Raw genomic sequence first — 17,724 nt, 5'->3', positions numbered from 1 at the left:
AGAATGCCAGAGTTACCCGAAATGGAAAATTACAGGACGTTATTGTCCGAACATATACTTGATTTGCCGATAACAGGGGTAGTTGTGAACCGTGAAAAGACGATCAATACGACTGCTGATGTGTTCATCAATGAGTTAACAGGCAATCGGATTATATTTGTAGAACGGCGCGCTAAACATCTGATCTTTCACCTTGCAAACGGCAAACGTCTTGTGTTGCATCTTATGCTGGGTGGCATGTTGTTCTGGGGGACAGAGGACGAGCGTCCTAACCGCACCACACAGGTAGAAATTCAATTCGGAGAACACATTCTGTTCTTCATCGGTCTGCGTCTTGGTTATCTGCATCTGATGTCTTCCAAGGAAACGGAAGAAGCTATGTCCGATTTGGGTCCGGAGCCTCTAGATCGCCGGATGAACAAAGAACGTTTTGGTGCGCTACTCAAAGGTCGTCGGGGGACACTCAAAACCACCTTGGTAAATCAACATATTATCGCTGGTATCGGCAATTGCTATTCGGATGAAATTGCCTTCGCTGCGGGACTTAGACCAAGCTCAAAAACGCAGAACATCGCGAACTCAACTGAACTGACAGAGCGATTGTATCATTCTATGCAATCAGTGTTGCGTGAGGCTGCAAACGAGGGCGGTTATATGGAAATGCCGCTAATGCAAGGTGACAACAAAACAGGAAAGTTCGACGAGCAGTGCCGGGTCTATGACCGGGAGGGTGAATCTTGTCCTCGCTGCGGGGGAACGATTGAACGAGTAGAAATTACGGGCAAAAAGGCATTTTTCTGTCCGCAATGTCAGCATGAGGCCTAAAACCGGCATCGGCGCACATGTAAGCACTAAAGGTGGACTTTTACAGGCGGCCAAGAGAGCGTATGAGATGGGAGCGACGGCTTTTCAGTATTTTCCGAAAAATCCGCGCAGTCTTAGTCTGAAAAGTCTTGATCATAAAGATGCTGCACTGTGCAGGGACTGGTGTGGAGAACATGGTTTAGCATCCATTGCTCACTCACCTTATCCTACGAATCCGGCACTAGGCATGACCCGTGGAGAGGCGGGGTTTCATGCTATTGTTTCATCGATTCGCAATGATCTTGAAATCTCTGATGCATGCGGTTCTGTTGGAACCGTTGTTCATTTTGGCCATATTCAAACGAAAGATCGGCTAGAGGGGTATCGTAATTTGATTCACTGTCTGGACACTGCACTGGAAGGTTGGCAAGGCGAATCCAAGATTTTGCTCGAAAATCAGGCGGGGGATCATGGACCCATGGGCACAACGATGGAGGAAATGATCCAGATTCGCAAGCTGAGTCGATTCCCTGAGCATATTGCATTTTGTTTCGACACATGTCATGCTTTTGCTTCAGGGATGTGGAAGGCCGGATATGAGGCCGTTTTGTTGGAGAAAGGCAGTCAGCTGGGATATTGGAATAACTTGGCGGCTGTTCATTTTAATGATTCCAAATATGCATCCGGTCTGAACAAAGACAGACATGCGAGAATCGGTCAAGGACATATTGGCTATAAATCGTTGCAGAGACTACTACAATCGCCTTATATTCAGCAAACGGTTGTTGTAATGGAGACGGAAACTGGAGAAGATGGGACGCACCGTGAAGATATACAGCTCATGCGTTCCTGGTTATAAGTGGGGAGGTGCGGAGACGATGCATGTTTTTCTTGATGACTATCGTTCTTGTCCAAAAGGGTTTGTTCTGGCTACCAATGCTGAGGAATGCCTTTTGTTATTGCGAGACGGCGAAGTAGACATTCTATCACTGGACTATGAACTGGGGCCGGATTCGATGAATGGCGGTGAAGTAGCTGCAGCGATTGTACGGGAAGGGCTCTATCCACGTGAGATCTATTTACATACGTCGAGTATGTACGGAAAACGCCAGATGTACGAGATGTTGTATAGCAACAAACCTGATTCCGTTATAATTCATAACGGTCCGATGACAGGTGAAGTCATGTTGCGAGTGGCTGCGGAGGCTGAAAAGTTATGAAGCCGATTACGTCTAAAATGGTAATGCGCGGTGTATGGGAAGGGTTGCCTCAAGCGGTATTTATATATACTCCGTTATGCGGAACGTGTGCAGCGGCACGTCGTATGCTGGAGGTCGCTGAGCATATGTTGCCAGAAGGTGTTTTATATGAGATGAATATTCATGATATTCCGGAGCTTGTGCAGCAGTTTCAGATTTCGAGTGTACCGGCTTTAATGTTATTTGATGGTGACCAAGATGTACCAAGGATGGTCTATCGGATGAACTCGGTTGAGCATCTGCTCAATGAGATTCGGAAGGCGGTGTTAAAATGAGTGTTGTAGTGATGGAGAACATTTCGCTTCGTCGCGAAGAAAATCAGATACTTGATAACGTTCATTTACGCATTGAACCAGGCGAACATTGGGTCATCCTGGGGCGTAATGGATCAGGTAAAACTACACTGCTGGAAATGATGAATGGATATATGTTTCCAAGTTCGGGACGCATTGAAGTGCTCGGTAATGTGTACGGGCAATGCGATGTCCGGGAGGTTCGCAAAGAGATCGGTTATATCAGCCAAACATTGATTGAAAAACTGACCTTACGTGATCCGGTATGGGAGGTTGTCGCTACAGGAGCCTATGCCTTTTTGCGTTTTTATCAGACGATTCCAGATGAAGTGAAAACAAAGGCGATGCAGCTGCTGGAGGAGATGGGTTTCGCAAAACTGGCAAATCACCCGCTGGGAACGTTATCCCAGGGAGAACGCAAAAAAGTCATGTTGGCACGTTCGTTAATGGCTGAACCAAAGCTGCTTATTATGGACGAGCCTTGTGCTGGCCTTGATCTGTATGAACGTGAGAAGATGCTGATTGAGATTGATCGTCTGCGCCAGCGGAATATGACGGTGGTGTACGTCACCCATCATGTGGAAGAGATCGTGCCGTTGTTTACTCATGTCGCATTGATCCGTGATGGACGCATTGCTGCGGCGGGGCCAAAACATGAGATTTTAACAGAAGATACAATTAAGCATACGTATGATATTCCGGTGGAAATTCAGTGGCATGAGGATCGTCCATGGATACACGTACGTTCTGGAGGGTAACACAAGTTGAGTACACAATCACTTTCGGGAGAAACAGACTTTTCCCGTTTTATATGCACGGCCAATCACGGCTTTGCACCTTATGCGCAGGAGGAACTGCGCCGCACTTTTGGAGCAGTGAAGAGCACGGTGCTGGTTCCAGGTGAGATTCTACTGGCTGGTTTACCAGTTGCAGAGGAAGAAGTCTCGATTAGACTTCTGCAAGAATCTCCAACGTTTTTGCGTCACATCCAGCCTGTTCAATTTCAGGAGAATACAGAGGATATGGAGCAGTCTCTGGAGAAATTGATTGCATTTATTCTGAACCATAAGGAATTGTCTGGGGCTAAAGTAGTCATGCAAACTCGCAAAACGGAGAGTTCTTTTTGGGGCGAAAACGCAGCTTCATTGAAACAAATGCTGACGGAAAAACTGGGTGATCTGGGCTGTGAATGGGTTATTCGGGATGCGGAATATGTCATTTCGGTATTTGCTGCTAAAGATATGTTATATGCAGGTGTATCCAGACCGGAACAGAATCTGTCCGACTGGAGTGGTGGAGCGATCCGTTTTCAAAAGGAAGAAGGACAAATCTCACGAGCCAAGTTTAAGTTGCTTGAAGCGGAGCAAACGTTTGGTATTGATTTTACTTCGTTTCACAAGGCACTTGATATTGGCGCAGCACCTGGGGGATGGACATCATTTCTGCTTGAGCGCGGGCTTGAGGTAACAGCAGTAGACCCGGCAAAGATGGATGCAACCTTGCTCACTTCACCTAAATTGACGTTTTTGAAAAAAAATGCAGGCGATGTGCGTTTCCGCGAAGGTGAATTCGATCTGCTTGTATGTGATATGAGCTGGAGTCCGAAGCTGATGAGCAGACTGGTATCTGACCTTCTGTATAGTCTCAAATCCGGCGGGACAGCCATTGTTACGGTGAAATTGCTTCACAAAAAACCACTTGCGCTTATAAAAGAAGTGATCGATACGTTTGAGCGTTCACGGATGCAGATTCAGCGTTCAAAGCAGCTGTTTCATAATCGTGAAGAGATCACATTATATATGATTAAATATTAAGTCATTTAACTTATAAAATATTCTGCTTTACAACGGTTGATTATGTGTACTATAATGATACCAATATTAACCATAACAACAATAAATTTGAGGGAAAGCATCCCGAAGTGAGCATGACTGGAATTCCAGTGTGCTCATTATCGGTGAAGCTTTCCCTTTTTATGTTGTTTGGAAGGAGGTAGACCTATGAGACATCCGGCGAGGCTGGAACGCGGGAGCCTGCTGGGAGGAAGATATCGCATCCTATCGATTCTTGGTTCAGGAGGAATGAGCCATGTGTATGAGGCAGAGGATTTGAAGCTGCCAGGGAAGATCTGGGCTGTGAAGGAAAGTGTCACGAAGATGCCCTATGAAGACAGTATGAAGAGAGAAGCGGCTCTGTTGACATCACTTCGGCATCCGAGACTTCCGCAGATTGTTGATTTTTTTGCTCCTGACGATGACGGTTATACGTACCTTGTCATGGAATATATTGAAGGGTTAACGCTGAGCGACTACTTCAAACAGTGCCGGGGTAAAGTTCCGGTGGAACAGTTGATGGAATTTGTACTTCAATTACTGGATGTTCTAAGTTATTTGCATAACTTGGATCCTCCTGTCATTTACCGAGACCTGAAGCCGTCCAACATTATGATTACACCAGAGCATGAAGTGCGCTTGATTGATTTTGGCATTGCCCGCAGTTATAAGACGCATCTTGCTGAAGATACGGTTAAACTCGGGACTGCCGGATTTGCGGCACCAGAACAATATGGTTCCGGACAAACGGATGCCCGTTCAGATCTATATGGTCTTGGAGCCCTGATGCTGTATCTAATGACGAGTGGAGCTTACACCGAATGGATTCAAGGCGTAGAAAGTTCTATACGGAGTGATGTCCCGCGAACATACGCCCCTGTTGTCAGACGATTGCTACGATATGACGTGAATGAAAGGTTTCAAACGGCGAATGAGGTGAGGAAGGAGCTGCTTCGAATACCGGGAATGATGTCCTCGCCTGTAGATCAACAGCTAACGCTTGGCGGGGGCACGAGAGTGATTGCTCTTACCGGGGTTTCAGCGGGTGCTGGTGTTACTCATACAGCTATAGCGATCAGCCATTATCTGGAGAGGCAGAACTTTAAGGTCGCGGTGATCGAAATGTCGCCTCGCTCTCAATCATTTACACGTATCCAGCATATTGCGCTAGGTGGTAAACCTGTAGCATCAAGCAGGCAGTTTGCGGTGGATGGCGTGCATTATTGGAAGCAGTCTGGCCGGGCCGATATTTTATCCCTGCTGGGCGGCAGCTATCAATTTATTGTGATGGATCTAGGAAGCGGACATGATCAGAATCGATTAGAGGAGCTTTTGCGTGCAGATCTGCCTATCATTATTGGTTCTGGTGCAGAATGGAAACAAGCGGAGATTGGAGCTTTTGTACGCACGCATTATCGCTTTCCCCGTGAGAAATGGATATACTGCCTTCCGCTCGCCGCAACAGACGCAGTGGAGCGTGTACGTAGAACACTGGATACATCCCACGTATATGGATTACCACTGCAACTGGACCCATTTGACAAGGATGTTCATATGGATAAGGTATTCTCACAAATTCTAGGGCATTTAATGGTAAGGCAGACCCCAAAACGTTCATTTTTTTCACTTAAAAAGTACATGAGTAGAGGAGATTAGGAAAGGAGAGCCTCTTTTGTCCAAATTAAGAAAACAAAGTCGTCAACTGATTTATGCAGGACTGATTGGAGCAGGAGCTGTCGGTATGATTTTTGGAGGTTATGTGGTATATCAGCTGAGTACCAAAGAGGATGTCAGATCAGCTATGGAGGCCCGTTATCTGTCAGCGTATGAGGAGAAAGAAGCGGAATTGTTGCAACAGTGGAATTCTGGTGCCCGAGGGTGGGTAACCATCAGGGATATCGAAGCGGGAGAACTTATCTCACCAGAGGATCTGAAACTGATTGCGATACCGGATGCTCAGGCTCCACGCAATCTATGGTCTAGTTCGCAGAAGCTGGAAGGGCATTCAGCTAAAATTGAGCTTAAAAAAGGAACGGCGATTACAACGGAGATGGTATATGAGGGAATACCTGCATCGGCTGATTTAAGAAATCGCGAGTTGCAAGTGGTATTGCTACCATCTTCGCTAGCCAAAGGAGACATGATCGACGTACGTATTCAGTTTCCTACAGGTCAAGACTACATTCTCTTGTCCAAGAAAAAGGTGGAACGGTTAAACGCAGCAACACTATGGATTACGATGACAGAAGAAGAAATTTTGTCGTTGTCCAGTGCAATCGTGGATGCCTATTTACATAAAGCTTCAATCTACGCTCTAACCTATGTAGAACCACAATTTCAGACAGCAGCTATTCCGACATATCCAGCCAATTCCGAAGTGTTAAAGCTACTGGAGAGTGATCCGAACATCGTTCGTCATGCCGAGCAGGAATTATCGAGACAAGTTCGAAGTTCACTCGAAAGTTCGCTCGCTGCCTCCATGTCAGCCCCATCTAATGGTGTCGAACAAGATGTGGCACAGTCTTCTGTTACGTATAATAAAAGGCCAACAGTTCAAGATTCATCTGAGCATCAAGGAACGATCTGGAACGACGGATCAGGCAATAGGGGAACAGATCACACGGGAGAGGCACCGGACGCTATTGAATCTTCAACTTTGAACGAGCAACAGCAATTGCTGACGGGAAATGAGTAATTTGCATTAAATCATTAATTCTTATAACAACATTTAATTGAGATTGAGGGGCGCTGATCAGTGCACATTTGGATTTTTGCAGGATTATGTGAGAAAAATGATCTGATGTTATATCTGAGTAAAATACTTGCTTCAACAGGTAAGCGGGTTCTCTTAGTGGACGGTACGTTGCAACAAAAATATGGATACGGTGTCGGAGATCATCAGCAATCATTACGAGTTGTGGAATTTGAGGGATTTGATATTGCATGTCATTTTGTTACTTCAATGGCGGTAGAACACCATTTGCAGATTAGCGGTGAAAGTCTGGACAATTATGATTATGTGTTATATGACATCGAGACCTTGCACTTTGCTTCACGTCATTTATGGATTACCGCAGAAGTTCGCGTATGGGTGAGCGATTATGAACGATATAATCTGGAACGAGGGAAAGGGTGGCTGGAACAGTTATTCAACGAGCATGAGCTTCCTGAAGAGCTGGCTTTCCAACGAATGCTGATTAATGGAGTGGATTGTAGACTTGAAGCCCAATATCTGTGGGCCTACCTTGAGGGTGGCCCCTTTCGTTGGACTGGAGAGTCCCTGATCCTCCCGTGGGATGAACTGAGTGCTGCGGTCAAGCTTGAAAATGAACATTATCACCGTGTGAATCTCGGCCCACTGTCCAGAAATTACAAAAAATCCTTATGTCGTGTTGTGGAACAACTGACCGGGTGGGAGAGCGTTCGCAGCCGCCGTGCGATCAAAGAAGCGGGGAGGATGAGGGCATGAGTACGATTGCTTTTTGGAGTCCATTTGCTGAAACGGGATGTTCCTCAAGTGCATTAATGAGTGCCTATGCGACAGCATTCCAGTATAGAGCCAGAGTATTGCTTGTCAACACAGGTCCGGCAAATTATGGTGTAGAATCAGGCATATTTCAGGATGAGAAGAGTTCAGCCGATGTCTTGTATTCTTTTGAAGAAAATGGTTGGGATGCTGTCGAACGGCTGTTTATTAGTGGTAGCCTTAACAAGCACAACCTGAAAGATTACACCAAACCGCTGTTGAAAGAGCAGCTTGATCTACTGACTGGGAGCGTGTATAGAAAGGAGCGCTCTGTGAGTGAAAAAGAGGAGTTGTTAAAAAAACTGCTGGAGACTGCTAATCAATGTTATGATCTTGTGCTTCTGGATGCAGGGCAATCTCATGTTGATTCACAGCTTATTGTGCAGCAGGCTGATGTTGTTGTCGTTGTTCTGAATCAGAATATGAGGCATCTGGAACACTTTTTCGAAGAGATCCTGCCTGAACAAATAACGGAACGGAAGCTACATGTACTTATTAATAAATATGATTCACATTCTCGTGCTACACTCTCCAATATAAAGCGTGGTTTTAGATACAAGGGAAGTCTTTCCGCAGTCCCGTATACGACCGGGTATCTGGATGCGATCAACCGCAGAGATGTCGCCAGATACTTGCAACTGGAGAGTCTGACTGAGAAAAAACAAGTTCAAAAAGGGAGTTTTGCCTCAGCTATGGCTGAACTCGCTCGCCTGATTATGGATGGTACGGGCATGCGTACTGTGCTGAAGAGGCTGGAAAGGGGAGCCTGAATCTCTAGTGGTCTGGAATGCGATATTCATAACAATGATTCTAATTACAGGTATATGGTATGTGTGGTTCAAATATCGAGCCTATATCCGGGAAAAAAATGAACGTATACCTGAGCAAGAGTACTTTACGTTTGAGACATTGATTGAACAAGTGAAAAATTCATTGCATGAAATAAGCCATAGCCAGCTTGCCGATGCCGGTTTACATGAAGAAGAGTATCGCCGCAGAATCAATCAACGAGCTGAGATGAGAAAGGCGCTCAAAAGCTGTGTATCAGGAAGCATCAGTGACAAGACGTATGTCAAAAACCTGATTAGTGACTTGTTGACACGAAGTATTGGTTTGAATAAATCCAACGTCGACGAAGTGATGATGTTTGCTGAACCAGAACGATTAAGCGTGCAAGACCGCTTCGAGATCATCTTTTATTTATACCGTGAGCAATTTGGGGTAGATGCTCTTTCCAGAATGATTGATACCTATGATTTAGGTAAACTCCGATTGGAAGAAGGCTCAGAAGATGGTGGAAGTTACTATATTTCCGATCAAGATATCCAGCATGTTTTTGATTGTGAATACCGGGAATTGGGATTCAGAGAAAAGGTAGAAATTATCGTGCAGCGTATATATCAAGAATATAAAGGGTTCTCTGTAGTGGATGAAATCAGAGATCAACGGATCGATGGTGTCAGCGGCGGAGTCAGCGGAGCTCTTGAAATACTGCCATATACGGGAAATCATGTACCGGCTTCATGGAATGATTTTTTGGAACATGCTTTTGAGGATGATCATAACGAGGAACCGCTAAGCGGGATGGAGAGTGTATGGATTTTTTATAAAGGGAAGTCTATTCATTTGTCTTTCTTAAGCTTTGGCAGTATCCGGGAGTTGAAACGAGTGTGTCAGAACATATATAAATACAATTATCCTGGTCAATTATCGGAAGCAAGTGGTTATAAAGTGAATGAGATGAAAGACGGCTCACGTGTTGTCGTTGTGCGTCCTCCTTTTGCGGAATCCTGGGCATTCTTTGTTCGGAAGTTTGATATTCCCAACGCCTCCCTTGAACAATTGATCACAGGTAACAACGCACAATTACCAATAGAACTGTTGCAATATTTGATGAAAGGTAGTCGGATCACGGCAGTAACCGGTGCACAGGGCTCCGGTAAAACAACATTGCTGATGGCGATGGTGAAACATATCTATGCTTCCTATACTTTGCGTGTACAGGAGATGGCATTTGAGTTGCAATTAAGACGGATATACAGTCGCCGTAACATTCTGAGTTTTCGGGAAACGGAACATATATCGGGTCAGCAGGGACTGGATTTACAGAAAAAAACAGATGGGACAGTAAACATTCTTGGTGAGGTTGCGAGTGATGAGGTGGCTGCCTGGATGATTCAGATGTCACAGGTGGCGAGTTTGTTTACCCTGTTTACGCATCACGCCAAGACATTCCGTGATCTGGTGTTTTCACTCCGGAATTCATTACTTAAAACAGGCATGTTTCAGCATGAACATATTGCCGAAGAACAGGTTGTCAGTGTCATTAACTTTGATGTTCATATGAAAAAAGATGCAGAGGGCCACAGATATATTGAGCGGATTACTGAATGTATTCCCCATTCCCGTGAAGCGGAAAGTATGGAAGAAAGGGCGGGGTTCACATTTAGAAATGTCGTACAGTATCGCCAAGGGAAATATGTGGCTACTGCTCCGATCTCGGCTTCTAGCATCGAAGACATGCAGGAGCAGATGACGTTAACAGATGCCGAGAAGTTTGGGCGGTTTATTGGACAACACTGGGGTGAAACCTATGAGCATTAAATGGCTATTGTTGGTTGTAGTCGGTTTTTGTGTAGTTGGTTTAGTCATCACGCTGACCATTCTTCGTATGCTGAGGCAGAGAGAGTCAACCTCGATGTACGCTGCGGGGAAAATCGTGAATTTTCAAGGCAAGAAGTATAGAGATTGGGGAAGTTTCCTGTTGCAGGCATATCAAGTCGGTATGAAGATACCCTTGCTTTCCACGTATATTTTGCAAGTGCAAAAAAGAATCTCATATCGTTATGCCAGTGATGAACCAGCGCTTCGCAGAGTCACGATGACTGTTGTTCTGATTATTATGGGCGGGTACGGAAGTGTAAGTACGGTGTTGTTTTGGTTACAGCCAGGTATCACCTTTATTCTTCTGGCTACGCTGTGTGCTACCGTGCTGAACAGTCTTGTGTTAGATATGTGCCTGAGTCGTATGGAGAAAAAACTACTGGTGCAAATGTTAGAGTTGTTTGCCGATGTGAGACACCGGTATCATCAGCATGGCATGGTTGAGGAAGCGCTCTATGAAGCGTCCGAAGCAGGTACAGGTGAAGCCGCCGAGCAGGGCAGGCTAATCTATGAAGCGTTGACTTCTCCCGACCCCAATGAAGCACTTGAACGATATTATGAAGTGGCGCCAAACCGTTTTCTCAAAGGTTTTGCCGGTGTATCGTATATGGTGATGGAGTTTGGAGATAAGGTGAAGGATCAGGGCTCCATCTATCTGAAAGGTATAGGTAATCTTACTCAGGAGATACACCTGGAGATATTAAGGCGTGACAGGCTTGATTATCTGCTGCAAGGGTTAAACGTGATTGCTCTTGTACCTGTACTCTTTACAGGGCCAATTGAGCGTTGGGCTCGGGTCAGTTTCCCGACGATGGATGATTTTTATCGTAGCAAACTTGGTTTTATCACTAAAATATCCATATACATTATCATCATTGTTGCTTACTTGCTATTACAGCGTCTTCAGCAATATGATGAAACCCGCTACCGCTCCGGGAAGAAACAATCCAGACTGGATCGTTTTTTGTATAAGCATATTTTTTTGCGGAGGCTGGCGATGCTCTTTGCAGCCAAACCAGGAACAACTCCTTACAATCAGACGATCAGATTAATGCGGGAGAGCGGTACTGAGTTAAAATATGAATGGTTAGCTATACGCAGATTATTGCTATTCGCAAGTTGTCTGATTCTGACCATAGGCTTGATTCTTTTACTACATCATGTCGAACGTAATCACATACTGCACGATCCAATCAGGGATGATCGCATGTTTGGTGCAATGTCAGAAGTAGATTTGAAAGTGGCCCGAGAGAAGACGGAGCTGGATGGTGCGGTTATGGCGTATGTTAAGATGCAGCAGGCAGCCACATTCGAAGAGATTTCCGATGCGCTGTTGCAACTTGCACCAGTCCAGCTCGATCACGACGCTCAGACAGCAACAATTCAGCGGATTACAGATAAAATAGAAGCATATAACAACCAGTATATGCGCTGGTGGCAGGTTGTTTTGGCACTGTTCTTAGGGATAGGGGGCTATAATCTGCCCATCTGGCTTATGTGGTTCCAGCGTAAGATGCGAAGGCTCGATATGAGGCATGAAATTTATCAATTTCAGACAGTCATTTCGATTTTGCGAGAGATGGAACGGATGTCTGTCGAGGAGATTGTGGAATGGCTCAACCGGTTCGCTGTTATTTTCAAAATACCGCTGCAAAAGTGTCTGTTGCACTTCGAACATGGTCCTGAACAAGCTCTTGAACAATTAAAAGAGGAAGTAGGCTTACCTGAATTTCAACGTTTAATTGATAAACTGCAGCTCGCTTTAGGTAAAATATCCATTCGCGAAGCTTTTGATGATCTAGAAAGCATGCTGGCCTTTTATTTTGAACAGCGCAAACAGGAGTACAGCAAAATCATTGATATCAAGGCTGGATGGGGAAGGACGATTGGTTTCACGCCCATGTATGCTCTGATTTTCATGTACCTCGTTATTCCGCTGGTCGGCATGAGTTTTGTACAAATGAACATCTATTATGAACAAATCCAGAAACTTTAGCGTTTGGCTTTTACGAAGAACTGAAAAACAATCATTCATAACATTTTAGGAGGGTATTTCGTATGAATAATGCATCAAGCGCTTTAAAGGTGGCAGCGGGGATATTTTTGACGATTGCTTTGATTACGATCGTAGTATTGTTATTTATTTCGGCACAGGAGGCAACCAAAACAGCGCAAAATAACTTTGCTGATATTCAAACCGAGCTTTCTCAGGCAGCGTTCACGGTATATGACGGAACAACCATCAGTGGATCACAAGTGACTAACGCTTTACGTAAATATGCGGACAAGGACCAGTTTGGCATCCAGGTTATTACGGGTAAAAACAAAGGCGGACAGTGGTACGGTAATCAGCTTAACATCTCTCAGGATGTTAATAACCCGGACTATGGTTCTGTCATTGCACCTGATGACAAGGTAGGTAGTATTAATCAGACGATGAGTGAAAAGGAAAATCAATACGTTAATCCAAGCGGTAAATTTAAGGCCATTATCGTTAAAGACCGATCCAATGTGGTTAGAGGTCTGATATTCCAGCAATCCTGACTGGAGCTGGTTGAATATGACCCGGAACACACAGCATATGATGCTGTTCTGTACGGCGGTTGTCCTTTTTGTGACAGCCTGCCTGTACGGGCAGTGGAATATCCGTATTTTAAACGAAGCCTTGAATGACAGGGTGAAAACAAATGCGGCTATGGAAGGAAGAGTTCATACGACACTTCTTACAGGTGGTTTTGTCGGATACACCGGAGCTGAGGTTCTTCATACGGTGCGGCAAATGACAGGTACAGGGGTTCATGTTGAGTTAGACGGTCATGAGTATGTGATTGATCCACTTGAACATCGATCAGCTATGATTCCGGTTGAGCTGGATGGGAATTATCGAGCTGAATATAACCGAAGTGCATCCGGTGAATTGTTAAAGCTTTCTTTTAGGAAGGAGGTACAGAGACCGTGATCAATGCAGTATCCAAATTGTTTGCGGTATTGCTTGCCGTTTTACTGCTCTATGTGTATCCTGCAGCCGAGACTGCTGAACGTCAGGATGATATAGCACGCTTGACAGCGACTCAGAGTGTCATAAGATTTGTGGATGCTGTCCGCACCAAGGGATATATCTCACCTCGAATGCTCGCGGAGTTTCAAGAACAGTTAGCCCAAACGGGCAACAACTATGACATATCCATGGAACATTTACACAAAAAATATGTCCCACAGTATTCAGATCCGATGATTCAGAGTAGCTTCACGGGTACATACGAGGTTGTCCATGATGCATACTACTTGTCACAGATTCAGGAGCGGTTATATCCGTTTTCTAGCACATTGTCCGTCAATGATCCCGGGCGCAGATATACGCTCAATATGGGTGACTTCTTCACCGTGAGTCTTAAAAGTACCAACCGCACACCTTCCATGATGATACGAGAATGGTTACAAGGTACAGTTCAGGCTTCTGCGGTTTTTGCATCTTATGGAGGTATGGTACTGAATGAAGATTACTGAGCTTTCTATCGTATTTATTCTCATTTTCTTTCCGTTATTTTATATCCTCTCGTTTCATGCGCAAGATGCGCAAGAAGCCAATGAACTGGCTTATCGCTACAAAACAGCGTTACAAACCGCAGTGATGGATGCTGGCTCGGTCATGCACCAGAATGAAAAACAACATGCTGAAGCAGGTTATGATTCTGCCAAGTTTGTTAGAGCGGATAAGGAACTGGCATTGACTACCTTTACCCAAACGATGGCATTAAACATGGGAATACAGGAGGACAAGGCAGCAATTCAACATATGTTTGATTATATTCCAGCAATTATAGTTCTGGATTACGATGGTTACTACATTTTTGCCAAAGAAGCCGAGATGACCGGGGAGTTGGAAAACTCTTATAGACATGTATGGAGTCCCAAAAAACTTTATACATATTCAGATTCAGACGGAAATAGCATTAATTTCACACTTGACGGTTATGTGCATGCTTATGATGCTGGTGCAGGGGAATGGATCGAAGGGTTTCAGCAGGAGCTAGCCGGGAATTCCACGATAACATTGCTTCAGGAATCTACAACTTTTGAACAGGTGCGGCGCAGCCGGATCGTGACCCGGATACAGAGCGAGCTTGCGGATGTAATCAATCGACATAATGAATTTGCCAGGAGAAATGGTGTCTCTTATGTATTCACGATGCCTTTGGTCTCGCAGGAAGATTGGTACAATTCGATCAATGATACGGGCATTATGGCTTTTATACAGGGTATCGCTGTAGGAGATCAGAAGATTAACAATTATGCCATTGGTGGAGGTCGGCTGGTCAAAAAAACGGCGATCATTGGCGGGATTGACCCCGCAACAAGCATTAAATATCATTATCCTGCCACCTGTAACCCCGGTTTTCGTGCTGAAGAGGTGTTTACAACTGCAAAGCAGGCGGCCGCCAGAGGTTATTTCGAATATGATTGCTCCACCCATGTGTCATTACTTTCAGAAAAGGCTAAACCTGTGCTAAAATAGGGTTTTGGAACGTGAGCTAAAAGTAATGTAAATAGATAGGAGCAGTCTCATCTTATGAGTTTATTGTCAGTAGAGAACGTCAGTCACAATTTTGGAGACCGTACGTTATTTAAAAATGTTTCGTTTCGTCTGCTTGCTGGAGAACGAGTGGGTCTGGTTGGAGCTAATGGTGCCGGAAAATCAACCCTAATGAATATTCTCACCGGAAAATTGCTTAAGGATAGCGGTAAAGTGGAATGGACGCCAAAAGTTCGATATGGCTATTTGGATCAACATACGAAGTTAACACCAGGCAAGACCATTCGTGATGTGCTTAAAGATGCTTTTCTGCCGCTACTGGAACTGGAGAAGCAAATGATGACAATTACCGATCAGATGGCTGATGCCGATTCAGACAAACTTGAGCAGTTGCTTGAAGAAATGGGCGATATTCAGGAACAGCTCGAACAGGGCGATTTTTATCTGATCGATGTGAAAGTGGAAGAAATGGCAAACGGTTTGGGATTAAATGCAATAGGCCTTGATCGAGATGTTGCGGCTCTCAGTGGTGGACAACGTACGAAAGTCCTGCTTGCAAAATTGTTGTTGGAGAAACCCACTGCCCTTTTGTTGGATGAGCCGACAAACTATCTGGATGTAGAGCATATTGAGTGGCTAACTAGATATTTGAAAGACTACCCATATGCTTTTCTATTGATTTCCCATGATACAGAGTTCATGAATGAAGTGGTTAATGTCATTTATCATCTGGAATTTGCAAAATTGACGCGTTATGCGGCCAACTATGAGAAATTTCTTGAAATGGCAGATATGCAGAAAGCACAGCATATTGATGCCTATGAGAAGCAACAGGAGTATATCAAAAAGCAGGAAGATTTCATTCAACGCAACAAAGCTCGAGCTTCGACCTCTGGTCGAGCGAAAAGCCGGGAAAAACAACTTGGAAAGGTCGAGCGAATTGATCGACCAGACGAAGCAGCAAAACCAACATTTAAGTTCAAGGATGCCCGCGCAAGTAGCAAAACCGTTTTTGAAGGTATTGATTTTGAGATCGGTTATACGTACCCATTACTACCTAAGATGACCATGACGATTGAACGTGGTGAAAAGATCGCGATTGTGGGGTGTAATGGGGTAGGTAAATCAACACTGCTTAAAACGATCTTGGGTAAAATCGCGCCAATAAGCGGAAAAACGTTTCTTGGAGATTATTTGGAGACGGCATACTTTGAACAGGAAGTGCGAGCCGGGAATATTACACCGATCGATGATGTATGGAACGAGTTTTCACATCTAACGCAGAACGAGGTACGAGGACATCTTGCACGTTGCGGGCTCAAAAATGAGCATATTACTCGTCCGCTTAACATGCTGAGCGGGGGGGAGCAAGCCAAAGTCCGTTTGTGCAAACTATTGATGCGTGAGAGCAACTGGGTCTTGTTTGATGAGCCGACAAACCATCTGGATGTAACGGCGAAGGCTGAGCTACAGCGGGCGCTGAAGGAATATAAAGGAACCGTTTTACTTGTATCGCACGAACCGGATTTTTATGAAGGCTGGGTCACCAAAACGTGGGATGTAGAAGAGTGGTCCGAAAAAGCACGATGACAAAAAAAACCGGTTGTGGTAATATAGGCTACAACTTCATATGAACACTAGGGGGGCCGCACGATGCGGCTGAGATGGAAGAATGCGATTCCGGACCCTTTGCACCTGATCTGGATCATACCAGCGTAGGGAAGTGGCGCGTTTCAGCGAAAACGGTAGTAATTGAAATAGGATGTCATTACACCGTAATGCCAAGCGTTTCGATATCGAGCATACAGCTATAGTTGTAACTAATAGATATAGATATAACTATTAACTGTTTACCAGGTATTTGTCACACGCTTGCTCTTGAACTGAACCTTAGTTTATACGCAGCCACTCCCTACGGGAGTGGCTTTTTTTGATTTATATTTGTCATTGCCACTTCTGCAAGCTTGTAGCTGAAAGGAGAGAGAACGAGAATGAATACCGTAATGTTTGAGGATGAAGCACATGAATCACGCAAATCGTCGACAAGCCAGCGGCGCAATCGGACAGAGAGATCTGAACCAACGTTTAGACTAGAGCGCGAACAAGATCATCCCTTTTTTGAGCTGCATGTCATATCCACGAATAAAGGTGAACAAGTAGCCATGTTGAAGGCAGCCAAGGAAATTTGGCCTTACGTACATTACATTCATATCCGGGAAAAACACCTTCCCCTGTATGAACGTTACAACTGGGCAAAGTTAATGGTAGAGTCTGGTGTTCCGGCATCCCGTATTGTAATTAATGGCGCGAAAAGCACTGCTCCTGGTGATGTTTTTCAAAGGATACATTGGAGTCAGGCCATGCTGGAAAGAGCACGATTAACGAAAACAACGGAAATCAGGCATAATTTGCAGCTTAGATTGGGGATATCGGTGCATTCGTTGCATGAAGCGACAATTGCCGAAGAGTATGGCGCGGATTACCTTTTTTTTGGGCATGTGTACGCAAGTGCAAGCAAACCGGATTCTGTAGCGAGGGGATTAGATGTGTTATCGGAAGTGTGCTCCAGTGTCAAGGTACCTGTTATTGCAATTGGGGGGATTCAGCCGGATAACATTCGGGCCGTCAGGTCTGCGGGAGCCAGGGGTGCTGCTGTGATCTCAAGTGTGTTAAAACATGCAAACCCTGCTCATGCTGCTGCGCTTCTTAAACAGGCTGTGGAAGCGGTGAAGTGAATGTTTCTCGATCAAAAAGTTGGAAATGACGCCAACCTAATAAGATCGGAATGTTGTTCAAACAAGGAGATGACAAA

At 44.9% G+C, this 17,724-nt stretch carries 18 protein-coding genes and 1 riboswitch; all 18 genes read left to right on the top strand.

Going from position 1 to position 17,724, the window contains the following annotated elements; all coding sequences use genetic code 11:
• Positions 1–3 precede the first annotated feature (3 nt).
• The 18 genes from M3629_RS09700 to M3629_RS09615 all read left to right on the top strand — a co-directional run bounded on the left by M3629_RS09700 (position 4) and on the right by M3629_RS09615 (position 17,647).
• A complete protein-coding gene (locus M3629_RS09700) occupies positions 4–825 on the top strand; it encodes an Fpg/Nei family DNA glycosylase (RefSeq protein ID WP_251505229.1) in 822 nt (273 codons plus the stop codon).
• Positions 815–1,663 (top strand): deoxyribonuclease IV, encoded by an 849-nt coding sequence (locus tag M3629_RS09695; protein WP_251505226.1) that lies wholly within the window; start codon positions 815–817, stop codon positions 1,661–1,663. The genes M3629_RS09700 and M3629_RS09695 overlap by 11 nt, the downstream gene beginning before the upstream one ends.
• Positions 1,664–1,682: 19 nt before the next feature.
• Positions 1,683–2,024 (top strand): cyclic-phosphate processing receiver domain-containing protein, encoded by a 342-nt coding sequence (locus M3629_RS09690; protein ID WP_154957402.1) that lies wholly within the window; start codon positions 1,683–1,685, stop codon positions 2,022–2,024.
• On the top strand, positions 2,021–2,338 hold the full coding sequence (locus M3629_RS09685; RefSeq protein ID WP_090916746.1) for a thioredoxin family protein: 318 nt from the start codon (positions 2,021–2,023) through the stop codon (positions 2,336–2,338). The genes M3629_RS09690 and M3629_RS09685 overlap by 4 nt, the downstream gene beginning before the upstream one ends.
• Positions 2,335–3,114: an ABC transporter ATP-binding protein gene (locus tag M3629_RS09680; protein WP_251505222.1), complete on the top strand. Its 780-nt coding sequence runs from the start codon at positions 2,335–2,337 to the stop codon at positions 3,112–3,114. The genes M3629_RS09685 and M3629_RS09680 overlap by 4 nt, the downstream gene beginning before the upstream one ends.
• Positions 3,115–3,120: 6 nt before the next feature.
• The gene (locus tag M3629_RS09675; protein WP_251505219.1) at positions 3,121–4,170 is read left to right on the top strand and encodes an SAM-dependent methyltransferase; all 1,050 of its coding nucleotides are present in this window, start codon (positions 3,121–3,123) and stop codon (positions 4,168–4,170) included.
• 186 nt (positions 4,171–4,356) lie between these two features.
• Positions 4,357–5,844 carry a serine/threonine protein kinase gene (locus M3629_RS09670; RefSeq protein WP_251505217.1) on the top strand — a complete coding sequence of 496 codons (1,488 nt, stop codon included), beginning with the start codon at positions 4,357–4,359 and terminating at the stop codon, positions 5,842–5,844.
• Between the two features lie 16 nt (positions 5,845–5,860).
• Positions 5,861–6,883: an SAF domain-containing protein gene (locus M3629_RS09665; RefSeq protein WP_251505215.1), complete on the top strand. Its 1,023-nt coding sequence runs from the start codon at positions 5,861–5,863 to the stop codon at positions 6,881–6,883.
• 60 nt (positions 6,884–6,943) lie between these two features.
• On the top strand, positions 6,944–7,657 hold the full coding sequence (locus tag M3629_RS09660; RefSeq protein ID WP_251505212.1) for a hypothetical protein: 714 nt from the start codon (positions 6,944–6,946) through the stop codon (positions 7,655–7,657).
• Positions 7,654–8,484, top strand: coding sequence for a hypothetical protein (locus M3629_RS09655; RefSeq protein ID WP_251505209.1), 831 nt, complete (start codon positions 7,654–7,656; stop codon positions 8,482–8,484). Before M3629_RS09660 ends, M3629_RS09655 begins: the two co-directional genes overlap by 4 nt.
• Positions 8,485–8,518: 34 nt before the next feature.
• Complete coding sequence (locus M3629_RS09650; RefSeq protein ID WP_251505206.1) at positions 8,519–10,318, top strand: ATPase, T2SS/T4P/T4SS family; 1,800 nt, start codon at positions 8,519–8,521, stop codon at positions 10,316–10,318.
• Positions 10,308–12,374, top strand: coding sequence for a hypothetical protein (locus M3629_RS09645; protein WP_251505201.1), 2,067 nt, complete (start codon positions 10,308–10,310; stop codon positions 12,372–12,374). Before M3629_RS09650 ends, M3629_RS09645 begins: the two co-directional genes overlap by 11 nt.
• Positions 12,375–12,436: 62 nt before the next feature.
• The gene (locus tag M3629_RS09640) at positions 12,437–12,922 is read left to right on the top strand and encodes an ABC transporter permease (RefSeq protein ID WP_251505198.1); all 486 of its coding nucleotides are present in this window, start codon (positions 12,437–12,439) and stop codon (positions 12,920–12,922) included.
• Between the two features lie 16 nt (positions 12,923–12,938).
• Entirely contained in the window at positions 12,939–13,337 is a 399-nt protein-coding gene (locus M3629_RS09635) for a hypothetical protein (RefSeq protein WP_251505194.1), read from the top strand.
• Positions 13,334–13,885 carry a hypothetical protein gene (locus M3629_RS09630; protein WP_251505191.1) on the top strand — a complete coding sequence of 184 codons (552 nt, stop codon included), beginning with the start codon at positions 13,334–13,336 and terminating at the stop codon, positions 13,883–13,885. Before M3629_RS09635 ends, M3629_RS09630 begins: the two co-directional genes overlap by 4 nt.
• On the top strand, positions 13,872–14,894 hold the full coding sequence (locus M3629_RS09625) for a hypothetical protein (RefSeq protein ID WP_251505188.1): 1,023 nt from the start codon (positions 13,872–13,874) through the stop codon (positions 14,892–14,894). Before M3629_RS09630 ends, M3629_RS09625 begins: the two co-directional genes overlap by 14 nt.
• Before the next feature lie 54 nt (positions 14,895–14,948).
• Positions 14,949–16,502 carry an ABC-F family ATP-binding cassette domain-containing protein gene (locus M3629_RS09620; RefSeq protein WP_251505186.1) on the top strand — a complete coding sequence of 518 codons (1,554 nt, stop codon included), beginning with the start codon at positions 14,949–14,951 and terminating at the stop codon, positions 16,500–16,502.
• Positions 16,503–16,541: 39 nt separating this feature from the next.
• Positions 16,542–16,651, top strand: a riboswitch (TPP riboswitch).
• 252 nt (positions 16,652–16,903) lie between these two features.
• Positions 16,904–17,647, top strand: a complete 744-nt coding sequence (locus tag M3629_RS09615; protein WP_251505183.1) for a thiamine phosphate synthase — start codon at positions 16,904–16,906, stop codon at positions 17,645–17,647.
• Positions 17,648–17,724: the final 77 nt, after the last annotated feature.

This window comes from Paenibacillus polysaccharolyticus (assembly GCF_023714295.1).
Classification (GTDB): domain Bacteria; phylum Bacillota; class Bacilli; order Paenibacillales; family Paenibacillaceae; genus Paenibacillus; species Paenibacillus polysaccharolyticus_A.
The sequence above is the reverse complement of the archived record's forward strand: the minus strand, read 5'-3'. Positions and strand labels throughout refer to the sequence as shown.

Bases quoted from the DNA above. Each gene is read 5' to 3' on its own strand.
- M3629_RS09650 (WP_251505206.1), top strand. From the start codon at position 8,519: ATGATTCTAATTACAGGTATATGGTATGTGTGGTTCAAATATCGAGCC.
- M3629_RS09700 (WP_251505229.1), top strand. From the start codon at position 4: ATGCCAGAGTTACCCGAAATGGAAAATTACAGGACGTTATTGTCCGAA.
- M3629_RS09620 (WP_251505186.1), top strand. From the start codon at position 14,949: ATGAGTTTATTGTCAGTAGAGAACGTCAGTCACAATTTTGGAGACCGT.
- M3629_RS09655 (WP_251505209.1), top strand. From the start codon at position 7,654: ATGAGTACGATTGCTTTTTGGAGTCCATTTGCTGAAACGGGATGTTCC.
- M3629_RS09625 (WP_251505188.1), top strand. From the start codon at position 13,872: ATGAAGATTACTGAGCTTTCTATCGTATTTATTCTCATTTTCTTTCCG.
- M3629_RS09645 (WP_251505201.1), top strand. From the start codon at position 10,308: ATGAGCATTAAATGGCTATTGTTGGTTGTAGTCGGTTTTTGTGTAGTT.
- M3629_RS09640 (WP_251505198.1), top strand. From the start codon at position 12,437: ATGAATAATGCATCAAGCGCTTTAAAGGTGGCAGCGGGGATATTTTTG.
- M3629_RS09695 (WP_251505226.1), top strand. From the start codon at position 815: ATGAGGCCTAAAACCGGCATCGGCGCACATGTAAGCACTAAAGGTGGA.
- M3629_RS09635 (WP_251505194.1), top strand. From the start codon at position 12,939: ATGACCCGGAACACACAGCATATGATGCTGTTCTGTACGGCGGTTGTC.
- M3629_RS09685 (WP_090916746.1), top strand. From the start codon at position 2,021: ATGAAGCCGATTACGTCTAAAATGGTAATGCGCGGTGTATGGGAAGGG.
- M3629_RS09680 (WP_251505222.1), top strand. From the start codon at position 2,335: ATGAGTGTTGTAGTGATGGAGAACATTTCGCTTCGTCGCGAAGAAAAT.
- M3629_RS09615 (WP_251505183.1), top strand. From the start codon at position 16,904: ATGAATACCGTAATGTTTGAGGATGAAGCACATGAATCACGCAAATCG.
- M3629_RS09690 (WP_154957402.1), top strand. From the start codon at position 1,683: ATGCATGTTTTTCTTGATGACTATCGTTCTTGTCCAAAAGGGTTTGTT.
- M3629_RS09670 (WP_251505217.1), top strand. From the start codon at position 4,357: ATGAGACATCCGGCGAGGCTGGAACGCGGGAGCCTGCTGGGAGGAAGA.